Genomic DNA, 4,479 nt, shown 5'->3' on the forward strand with positions numbered 1-4,479 from the left:
CGGCGTACCTGTCGAGCGCCGCCGGGGTGCCGAACAGCTCCACCACGGTGCCGGCGCGGGCCAGCGCCTCCCGGACCGCCTGCGGCCCCTCGGCCAGGAACCGGCCGGCCTGGTCGCGGTCGCGCCGGCGGTGCAGCCGGCGGGCCGCCACGACCCTGGGGGTACGCGGGGTGAACGGTCCGGGAACGGCGTCGAGACGCCTCCCCTGCGGATGTGACTGCATGGGAGACGCCTCGATCTGCCGTACGGGGTGGGTCAGGCGGCCTGAGCCGCGGCGCCACCGGTGCCCTCGGCCGCCACGGCGGCGCGGGCCAGCTCGACGATCGCCGCGAACGAGGCGGCGTCGTTGACGGCCATGTCGGCCAGGATCTTCCGGTCGACCTCGATGCCGGCCAGGCGCAGGCCCTGGATCAGCCGGTTGTAGGTCAGGCCGTTGGCCCGGGCGCCGGCGTTGATCCGCTGGATCCAGAGCTGCCGGAAGTCGCCCTTGCGGTCGCGACGGTCCCGGTAGGAGTACTGCATCGAGTGCAGCACCTGCTCCTTGGCCTTGCGGTACAGCCGGGAGCGCTGACCGCGGTAACCGCTCGCGGTCTCCAGCAGGGTACGACGCTTCTTCTGGGCGTTCACAGCCCGCTTGACGCGTGCCATCTCAACTCCTTCTTCGGTTCAGGTGGCTCGCGTCAGCGGCCGAGCAGCTTCTTGATGCGCTTGACGTCGGCCTTGGCCAGCTCGACGGTGCCGGTCAGCCGACGGGTCTGGGTGCTGGGCTTCTTCTCCAGGTTGTGGCGAAGGCCGGCCTGCTGGGCAACGATCTTGCCCTTGCCGGTCACCTTGACCCGCTTGCCCATACCCGTGTGGCTCTTCATCTTCGGCATTGGAACGTCTTCTCCCCTGTTACTGGCCGCTGGTCTCAGCGGTCGTACCGGTCTCGCCGGCTGCTGCGGTGTCGCCGGCCGCCGGGGTCTCGCCGGCCGGAGCGGCCGGTTCCTCCGCGGCCCGGTCGCGCGGTCCACCGCGGGACGCCGTGGCGGCGACCGCGGAGGCCTTGACGGCCCGGTGCGGAGCGAGAACCATGATCATGTTGCGGCCGTCCTGCTTCGGAGCGGCCTCGACGTATCCCAGGTCCGTGATCTCGGACTCGAGCCGGCGCAGGAGCCGGTAACCCAGCTCCGGGCGGCTCTGCTCCCGACCGCGGAACATGATCGTCACCTTGACCTTGTCGCCGGCCTTGAGGAACCGCACCACGTGACCCTTCTTGGTCTCGTAGTCGTGCGGGTCGATCTTCGGCCGGAGCTTCATCTCCTTGATGACGGTCTGCTGCTGGTTACGCCGCGCTTCGCGCGCCTTGAGTGCGCTCTCGTACTTGAACTTGCCGAAGTCCATGAGCTTGCACACCGGCGGGCGCGCCATCGGCGCAACCTCGACCAGGTCCAGGTCGACGTCCGCGGCCAGCTGCAGGGCGCGCTCAAGCGGGACGATGCCCACCTGCTCACCCTCAGGGCCGACCAGTCGGACCTCACGTGCCCGGATCTGCTCGTTCACGCGTGGTTCGACGCTGATGGGGCCTCCTCGAGTCGAGTCTCCTACGGTGCCGACTCCGCGGGCTCCCGGGCGGGAGCCGACCCGGAAAGCAGAAGGCCCCGGCATATGCCAGGGCCCACTCGACCGGTCGGCACGATCACAGGATCGCGCATCCGGCGCCGGGACGTGCCCGAAACCGGGGACCGGACCCGGCCACCGTGGCGGCGACTCGGGTGGGAGCGGGCGCTCCGCTTCACGACCGCCCGCGCGTCAGGGACGGGGGCAGTCTGGTCGACTCCGCAACACTACACCCTCGGCCCAGGCCCGCCCAAACCGGGCTCGCTGGTCAGCGGGGTGCCGACTGGCCGGCGGACAGCGCCGCCAGGTGCGCCTGGTGCAGCCGGCGCAACGCGCGGACCGCCTCGACCGCGCTCTCCTTGTCGGCGGCCTGCAACGCGACCATCGGGAGCAGGTCGTCGTCGTGCAGCTCCAGGCTGGCCCACGGGGCGCCCCGGTCGAACCGGACCCCGCGGATCACCTCCCACGGCAGCTCGTACGAGCTGAACACGTTGCGCACCCGGACGCCCTTGGCGTCGGCGACCACGCGCGGGCGGGTGAACAGCAGGAAGCCGAGCGCACCGAACACGCCCAGGCCGATCATGGCGAACTGGTCGCCGCGCTGGAACGTGCCGTAGCCGTTGCCGGTGGCGCCGGTCAGCGACGTCGCGACGAGGCTGAACACGACGAACAGCGTGACGGCCGACACCCAGCACACGACCCGGACGCGGCGGGGTCGCACGGTCACCACGGAATCGCTCACCCGACCAGTCTGCCATCCGGTTCGCGCGCATCTTCGGCCGCCACACGGTCCGGGCCGCGCCGGCGCAGGCTGGTGACCACCACGGCGAGCAGCGTGAGCAGGGCGCCGGCCAGCACCGGCAGCCGCACGCCGGGCCCGCCGGGTAGGACCAGGTCCAGCAGCAGCGCGCCACCGAGCTGCCCGGCCACCAGCGCCAGGCCGGTGCGCAGCACCCCGGCGGCGCGTACGCCGACCAGCAGGGAGAGCACGATGCCGACGCCGAGCAGGCCGCCGGCGTAGAGCCACCACTGGCCGGGCCAGCGGGGCTGGCTCGCGAGCGCGCCGGTCAGCGCCGCCACCGCGCCGATCACCACGGTGCTGACCGCGAAGTTGACGGCGAGCCCGGCGGCCGGGCCCACGGTGGCGGCGACCCGGCCGTTGAGCGCGGACTGCGTCGCCACCGCCAGCCCGCCCAGGACGCAGAGCAGCACCAGCCCGACCGCCAGTTCGCCGACCGGGCGGCCGAGCTGGGCGAGCGCGACCGCGCCGACGCCGAGCACCGCCCCGCCGACGCGGGGCACGGTGAGCGGCATCCGCCCGGTCGCGGCCAGCCCGGCCCGGTCCACCGCCAGGCCGCCGAGGCTGCCGCCGGCCACCTGGGCGATGGTGAACACCGCCACCCCGAGCACGGGCACCACCACCGGCGCGACCAGCACGATCACCGCGCCGCCCACCCCGCCCAGGTAGGTCCACCAGGGCAGCCCGGAGCGGCGCAACGCGGCCAGCCCGGCGCGCATCGACGGCAGCGCCACGATCCCGGCCAGCACCAGCAGGCAGCCGCCGAGGTTGTTGACGACCGCGCCGAGGACCGGGGCGCCGGTCCGCTCCCCCATCTCGGCGTTGACCACGCCCTGGGCGGCGGAGGCCACGCCACCGGCCACGACCACCGCGAGCGCGGCCGGGAGCGGCAGCGGCCTCACAGGCGGCAGGCGTGGATGTTGGTGACCAGGATCGCGCGGGCGCCCAGCTCGTACAGCTCGTCCATGATCCGGTGCACGTCGTCGCGGAGCACCATCGCCTGCACCGCGACCCAGCCCTCCCGGTGCAGCGGCGAGACCGTCGGCGACTCGATGCCGGGGGTCAGCGAGCTGGCCCGGTCGAGCAGGCCGGCCGGCACGTCGTAGGCGAGCATCACGTAGCGCCGGGCGACCAGGACGCCGTGCAGCCGGCGCAGCAGCTGCTCGTGCTGGGCGCCGCCGGGCGTGCCGGCGCGGCGGACCAGCACCGCCGAGGAACGCAGCAGCGGCTCGCCGAACACCACCAGGCCGGCCTGGCGCAGCGTCGCGCCGGTCTCCACCACGTCGGCGACCACGTCGGCCACGCCGAGGCGGATGGCGTTCTCCACCGCGCCGTCCAGGCGGATCACGTCGGCCTTGACGCCCAGCTCGGCCAGGTGCCGCTCGACCAGACCCGGGTACGCGGTGGCGATCCGGTGCCCGCCCAGATCCCGGACGTCGTCCACGTCCTGCGGGCGTGCGGCGAACCGGAAGGTGGCCTGGGCGAAGGCGAGGTCCACCACCTCCTCGGCCGGAGCGCCGGAGTCGATCAGCAGGTCCCGCCCGGTGATGCCGACGTCGAGGTCACCGGAGCCGACGTAGGTGGCGATGTCCTTGGGGCGCAGGTAGAAGAACTCGATGTCGTTGGGCTCGTCCCGGCAGACCAGGTCCTTCGGGTCGGTGCGCTGGCGGTAGCCCGCCTCGCGCAGCATCTGGGCCGCCTTCTCGGCCAGAGCGCCCTTGTTGGGTACTGCGACACGCAGCATGGGAGTGCTCCTTCGTTCGATCGGATGATCAGCGGACGGGCACTCACAGATGTCGGTAGACGTCCTTCAGTTCCAGACCGGTGGCGAGCATCAGCACCTGCGCCTGGTAGAGCAGCTGGGAGATCTCCTCGGCGGCCCGCTCCGGGCCCTCGTGCTCGGCGGCCATCCACGACTCGGCCGCCTCCTCGACGACCTTCTTGCCGATGAAGTGCACGCCCTTCGCGAGCGCGTCGACCGTGCCCGAGCCCGGGGTGCCGGCGGCGGCCTTGGCCTGCAGCTCGGCGAACAACTCCTCGAACGTCTTCACGGAAGGCGATTCTTCCAGCCGCTGCTGGTG

7 protein-coding genes and 1 pseudogene are annotated in these 4,479 nt (G+C 72.8%); all 8 read right to left on the bottom strand.

Going from position 1 to position 4,479, the window contains the following annotated elements; translation table 11 throughout:
- A pseudogene (locus tag KBX39_RS24215) lies at positions 1-223 on the bottom strand (RNA methyltransferase); the annotation flags it as partial.
- 32 nt (positions 224-255) lie between these two features.
- On the bottom strand, positions 256-648 hold the full coding sequence (gene rplT, locus KBX39_RS24220; protein WP_043324928.1) for a 50S ribosomal protein L20: 393 nt from the start codon (positions 646-648) through the stop codon (positions 256-258).
- Positions 649-680: 32 nt separating this feature from the next.
- The gene (gene rpmI / locus KBX39_RS24225; RefSeq protein ID WP_026267805.1) at positions 681-875 is read right to left on the bottom strand and encodes a 50S ribosomal protein L35; all 195 of its coding nucleotides are present in this window, start codon (positions 873-875) and stop codon (positions 681-683) included.
- 19 nt (positions 876-894) lie between these two features.
- Entirely contained in the window at positions 895-1,542 is a 648-nt protein-coding gene (gene infC / locus KBX39_RS24230) for a translation initiation factor IF-3 (protein ID WP_043324929.1), read from the bottom strand.
- Between the two features lie 325 nt (positions 1,543-1,867).
- Complete coding sequence (locus tag KBX39_RS24235) at positions 1,868-2,341, bottom strand: PH domain-containing protein (protein ID WP_030502474.1); 474 nt, start codon at positions 2,339-2,341, stop codon at positions 1,868-1,870.
- Positions 2,338-3,300 carry a DMT family transporter gene (locus KBX39_RS24240; RefSeq protein WP_113973132.1) on the bottom strand — a complete coding sequence of 321 codons (963 nt, stop codon included), beginning with the start codon at positions 3,298-3,300 and terminating at the stop codon, positions 2,338-2,340. Before KBX39_RS24240 ends, KBX39_RS24235 begins: the two co-directional genes overlap by 4 nt.
- The gene (gene hisG / locus KBX39_RS24245; protein ID WP_113973133.1) at positions 3,297-4,142 is read right to left on the bottom strand and encodes an ATP phosphoribosyltransferase; all 846 of its coding nucleotides are present in this window, start codon (positions 4,140-4,142) and stop codon (positions 3,297-3,299) included. Before hisG ends, KBX39_RS24240 begins: the two co-directional genes overlap by 4 nt.
- Positions 4,143-4,185: 43 nt before the next feature.
- A complete protein-coding gene (locus KBX39_RS24250) occupies positions 4,186-4,467 on the bottom strand; it encodes a phosphoribosyl-ATP diphosphatase (protein ID WP_197494977.1) in 282 nt (93 codons plus the stop codon).
- Between the last annotated feature and the right edge of the window lie 12 nt (positions 4,468-4,479).

Source organism: Micromonospora sp. D75 (genome assembly GCF_018070405.1).
Classification (GTDB): domain Bacteria; phylum Actinomycetota; class Actinomycetes; order Mycobacteriales; family Micromonosporaceae; genus Micromonospora; species Micromonospora chalcea.

Coding starts and splice junctions, on each gene's coding strand:
- hisG (WP_113973133.1), bottom strand. CDS start 4,142: ATGCTGCGTGTCGCAGTACCCAACAAGGGCGCTCTGGCCGAGAAGGCG.
- rpmI (WP_026267805.1), bottom strand. CDS start 875: ATGCCGAAGATGAAGAGCCACACGGGTATGGGCAAGCGGGTCAAGGTG.
- rplT (WP_043324928.1), bottom strand. CDS start 648: ATGGCACGCGTCAAGCGGGCTGTGAACGCCCAGAAGAAGCGTCGTACC.